The organism is Brevundimonas sp. P7753, from assembly GCF_013386595.1.
Classification (GTDB): domain Bacteria; phylum Pseudomonadota; class Alphaproteobacteria; order Caulobacterales; family Caulobacteraceae; genus Brevundimonas; species Brevundimonas bullata.
Window position 1 is genome coordinate 1 of sequence record NZ_JACARP010000046.1, and the last position, 3,974, is coordinate 3,974.

The following is a 3,974-nucleotide window of genomic DNA, read 5'->3' on the forward strand; positions in this document are numbered from 1 at the left end:
CCCACAAGTGGGGAGGAAAGAGCGATGATCGGGCGGTTGCGCGGGGTTCTGGCCGAGGTCGGGGAGGCGGAATGCCTGATCGACTGCGGCGGGGTCGGCTATGTCGCCGCCTGCGGGGCGCGGACCCTGGGGCGGTTGCCGGCGCCGGGGGACGAGACGACGCTGTATATCCATAGCCAGTGGAGCGAGGACGCGGGGCCGCGTCTTTACGGCTTCCTGTCGCGCGACGAGCGCCGGGCCTTCACCGTGCTGCTGGCCATTCAGGGCGTGGGGCCGAAGGCGGCGCTGAGCGTGCTGGACGTGCTGCCGCCGGGGGAATTGGCCAGCGCTGTGGCGCGTGAGGACAAGGCGGCGGTCGGCCGGGCCAACGGCGTGGGGCCGAAGCTGGCCTTGCGCATCGTCACCGAACTGAAGGGCAAGCCGCTGGGCGACGGGCATTTTGCGCCGAACGCGCCGGGCGTTCACGCCGAGGTCGCCGCGGCTCCGCCGCCGCCGAGCGTGACGGGCGAGGCGGTCGCGGCCCTGCTGGGCCTGGGCATAGCCGAGATCAATGCGCGCCGGGCGGTGGATCAGGCGCTGATCCGGCTGGGGGACGAGGCGGAACTACCGGCGGTGATCCGTGCGGCCTTGCAGGAGCTGGGGCGGTGAGGGGCGCGCTTGGGGCGGGGATCTTGTCGTGCGCGCGCGACGCGGCCTATGACGGCGGCCTCCCTGAAACGCAGTCAAGGTTTGAAAATGAACAAGAAATTGCAGGTCGTCATCGTCTTCGTCGTGGGACTGGTCGCGATGGCGGTGGGGTACGCCGTCCTGAAGATGTAAGGCGGACCGGCGCGGGGGCGATGTGATGACGGATGACCGGCTGATCGCTCCCGACGCCGCGCCCGGCGAAAAGCACGACCGCGCCTTGCGGCCGCAGACCCTGGGCGAGTTCGTCGGGCAGTCGGCGGCCAAAGGCAATCTGAAGGTCTTTATCGACGCCGCGCGCGGGCGGTCGGAGGCGCTGGATCACGTCCTGCTGTTCGGACCTCCGGGTCTGGGCAAGACCACGCTGGCGCAGATCGTGGCGCGCGAGCTGGGCGTGGGGTTCCGGGCCACGTCAGGCCCGATCCTGGCCAAGGCGGGCGATCTGGCGGCGATCCTGACCAATCTGGAGCCGCGCGACGTCCTGTTCATCGACGAGATTCACCGCATGTCGCCGCTGGTGGAGGAGATCCTCTATCCGGCGATGGAGGACCATGTGCTGGACCTGATCATCGGCGAGGGGCCGTCGGCGCGCAGCGTGCGCATCGATCTGGCGCCCTTCACCCTGGTCGGGGCGACGACGCGCGCGGGGCTGCTGGCCACGCCGCTGCGGGACCGCTTCGGTATTCCGCTGCGGCTGGAATTCTATACGCCGGAGGAGCTGACGGCGGTGATCCGGGGGGCGGCGCGCAAGATGGGCGCGGCCATCACCGAGGACGGGGCGATGGAGATCGCGCGTCGGGCGCGAGGTACGCCGCGCATCGCCGGGCGGCTGCTAAGGCGGGTGCGGGACTTCGCTGACGCGGAGGGAACGCCCATCGACCAGTTGGCGTCGGCGCGGGCCCTGGCGCGGCTGGAGGTCGACGAGGCCGGGCTGGACAGTCTGGACCGGCGCTTCCTCAAGGCCCTGATCGAGAACTACGGCGGCGGGCCGGTGGGTATGGACACATTGGCCGCCGCGATCGCCGAGGCGCGCGACGCGGTCGAGGACGTGATCGAGCCCTATCTGCTGCAACAGGGCTTCATCATGCGCACCCCGCGCGGGCGGGTGGCCTGTGCGCGGGCCTATGAGCATCTGGGGCTGGAGGCGCCGAAGCCGGCGACGACAGTCGCGCCGGATCTGTTCGGGAAGTAGGGTCTCTTTCCTCCCCATTTCATGGGGAGGTGGCGCGGCGCGCAGCGACGTGACGGAGGGGGCGACTCCCCGTCAGCCGTCTGCGCCGCCCCCTCCACCGCTACGCGGTCCCCCTCCCCATGAAATGGGGAGGAAAGAGGCGCTGTTCGGAACCGCTCGCAAAAGGACTTCACCCGTTCGTCAAACCCGGCCATGCTGGCTGCGAAGGAGACGGGCGATGGCGCGAGGCGGGATCGGGACGGACCAGAAGATCGCCGTGCTGGGCGCGGCGGTGCTGCTGCTCGGGGCGCTGAGCCTGGTGGCCTTGAACCAAGGCGCGCGGTTCGGGCCGAAGCAGGCGACGGCGGCGGAACGCGCCCTGACCCAGGTCAAGGCGCAGATGGGGCCGACCGCCGAGGTGCGGTATCTGGAAACCGGCAAGCGCCGCGCCGTCTGCGGCTACGCCGGGATCGCCGGGCAGAAACAGGCGGTGGCCTTTGTCTCGCGGCCCAACCGCATCCTGATGGGCGACGATCCCCTGGGCGCCGAGTTCGCGGATATGAAGGCTGAGTTCTGTCCGGGCTTCAACGCGGCGGCCTCGGCGGCTAAGCCCTCGGCGACGACTTCCGCTCAGGGCTGATCATGACCGACCAACCGACCGCCGGCCGCTTTGACGGGCTGGATCATCTGCTGCCGGTGCGGGTCTATTACGAGGACACCGACTTCACCGGCCTGGTCTATCACGCCAACTATGTGCGGTATTTCGAGCGGGGGCGGTCGGATTTCCTGCGGCTGGCGGGGGTGGGGCACGCCGAACTGCTGGAGCAGGACGAGCCCCTGGCCTTTGTGGTGGCGGACTTGGGGATCAAGTACCTGAAGCCGGCGCGGATCGACGACGCCCTGGTGGTGCGGACCCGCTATGAGGCCATCAAGGGGCCGAGGCTGATCATCCGGCAGACGGTGGAGCGCGACGGCGAGGTGCTGTGCCGGGCCGATGTGGTTGCGGTCTGCATCCATCTGGACGGGCGGCCGCGCCGGCCGAGCAAGCGGTTGGTGGAGTTGGTGGGGCCGTGGCTGACGGGGGAAAGCGCCTGATCCTCCCTTCTCCCCTTGAGGGAGAAGGTGGCCCGTCAGGGCCGGATGAGGGGTGTCGGCGCGACGTTCAATAGGCAACCCCGGACCTAGTTTCCTCGCACCCCTCATCCGTCAGGCTTCGCCTGCCACCTTCTCCCTCAAGGGGAGAAGGAAGACGGAAGCCTCGCAATAACGCGCTTGTCAGAGGCGGCCCCCGTGACGCGGGGCGCGACGACCGCTAGACCGCCGCCATGAAACCGCCACGTCCGCCCGCTCGATAAGGGCAGGACGACACCGGATCTGACCCAAGGACGCCGTATGACCCTGCCCGCCGACGCCTCCATGCTGAATCCCATCGAGCTGTTCATGACCGCCGACTGGGTGGTGAAGACGGTCATGGTCGGCCTGGCCGCGGCCTCGGTCTGGTCGTGGACCATCATCATCGACAAGGCGGTGCGTTTCTCGCGCATGAACGCTCGCGCCAGCGAGTTCGAGAAGCAGGTCGAGAGCGGGCGGTCGCTGGAAGACGTGGCGGCGCAGGCCGGGGCGCAGCCTGCCGATCCCCTGCCGCGGATGCTGGTGCTGACGCTGCAGGACTGGCGCGAGGCGCGCTCGCGCGGGGCCATGACGGACACGCAGGGCTCGATGCTGATCGCGCGCATCGACCGGGCGCTGGATTCGGTCATCGCCCGCGAGAGCCAGAAGATCGAGAACGGTCTGGGCGTGCTGTCGGTGGTGGCCACGGCCTCGCCCTTCATCGGTCTGTTCGGCACGGTCTGGGGCATCATGAACGCCTTTGACGCCATCGCGGCGGCGGGCAACACCAATCTGACGACGGTGGCGCCGGCCATCGCCGAGGCCCTGTTCGCCACGGCCATCGGTCTGGCGGCGGCCATCCCGGCCTATATCGCCTTCAACGCCTTCTCGGTGACGGCGGGCAAGTTCACGGGCCGTCTGGAGGCCTTCGCCGACGATCTGCAGTCGGCCATCGCGCGGCGTCTGGGCGCGCCCTCGGCTCCGCCCCCGCCGCCGCCGCCCCCGTCGG

General features: G+C 69.7%; 6 protein-coding genes. All 6 read left to right on the plus strand.

Features of this window, described 5'->3' with window-relative positions; genetic code table 11:
• Positions 1–24: 24 nt before the first annotated feature.
• Positions 25–648 carry a Holliday junction branch migration protein RuvA gene (gene ruvA / locus HX774_RS10240; protein WP_178826545.1) on the plus strand — a complete coding sequence of 208 codons (624 nt, stop codon included), beginning with the start codon at positions 25–27 and terminating at the stop codon, positions 646–648.
• Positions 649–696: 48 nt separating this feature from the next.
• Entirely contained in the window at positions 697–819 is a 123-nt protein-coding gene (locus HX774_RS20075; RefSeq protein ID WP_255500352.1) for a hypothetical protein, read from the plus strand.
• 25 nt (positions 820–844) lie between these two features.
• Positions 845–1,876 carry a Holliday junction branch migration DNA helicase RuvB gene (gene ruvB / locus HX774_RS10245; RefSeq protein WP_178826546.1) on the plus strand — a complete coding sequence of 344 codons (1,032 nt, stop codon included), beginning with the start codon at positions 845–847 and terminating at the stop codon, positions 1,874–1,876.
• A gap of 217 nt (positions 1,877–2,093) precedes the next feature.
• A complete protein-coding gene (locus HX774_RS10250; protein ID WP_114818530.1) occupies positions 2,094–2,495 on the plus strand; it encodes a hypothetical protein in 402 nt (133 codons plus the stop codon).
• A gap of 2 nt (positions 2,496–2,497) precedes the next feature.
• A complete protein-coding gene (gene ybgC, locus HX774_RS10255; protein WP_178826547.1) occupies positions 2,498–2,950 on the plus strand; it encodes a tol-pal system-associated acyl-CoA thioesterase in 453 nt (150 codons plus the stop codon).
• Positions 2,951–3,247: 297 nt separating this feature from the next.
• On the plus strand, positions 3,248–3,974 hold a 727-nt coding region (tolQ, locus tag HX774_RS10260), incomplete at its 3' end, for a protein TolQ (protein WP_178826548.1).